This window comes from Alcanivorax sp. HI0083 (genome assembly GCF_001635175.1).
On sequence record NZ_LWFX01001628.1, the window covers coordinates 1 to 609 of the forward strand.

Sequence of the window (609 nt, forward strand, 5' to 3'; positions counted from 1 at the left end):
GCCACCGCTTTCAGACGATCCGCTCCGGCACGCAGGTCTGCGGCGTTGTCAGCCCCGTCTTCGTCCGCTTGCCTGGCGGCTTTGACGGCGGCCTTGTAAGCGGAGGAAGCGTCACCGACCTGTTTCTTCAATTCGGCAACCGGGTCTGCTTGAGCAACCGGTGCGGCAGCGGCGGGCGCGTTGGTCTTGGCTTCGCGCAGTTCCGCCTTGAGCGCATCCGCGTTGGCTTTCAGCGTGTCTGCCTGGGCTTTCAATTCAGCCACATTGTCCGCGCCTTCCGCCTCGGCGGCCTTGGCGGCTTTCACTGCCGCCTTGTAGGCGCTGGAAGCATCGCCGACCTGCTTCTTGAGTTTGGCCACTGCATCTTCTGCCGGAGCTGCCGCAACAGGGGCGCCGTCTTTGGCGTCACGCACAGCCGCTTTGGCCTTGTCGGCCACGGCTTTAAGTTGGTCCGCCTCGGCTTTCAGTTCAGCCAGATTATCGGCGCCTTCCGCCTCGGCGATCTTGGCCGCTTTCACCGCAGCTTTGTAGGCTTTGGAGGCGTCCAGTGAGGCTTGCTTCAGCGCGGCCACATCAACAGTACTGGCGGCGGCCGGGCCGGCTTCCTTC

Annotated in this window: 1 pseudogene; it reads right to left on the bottom strand. The window is 64.0% G+C overall.

What is annotated here, in order from left to right:
- Positions 1 to 609 (bottom strand): annotated as a pseudogene (locus A3754_RS28235) (electron transport complex subunit RsxC); the annotation flags it as partial.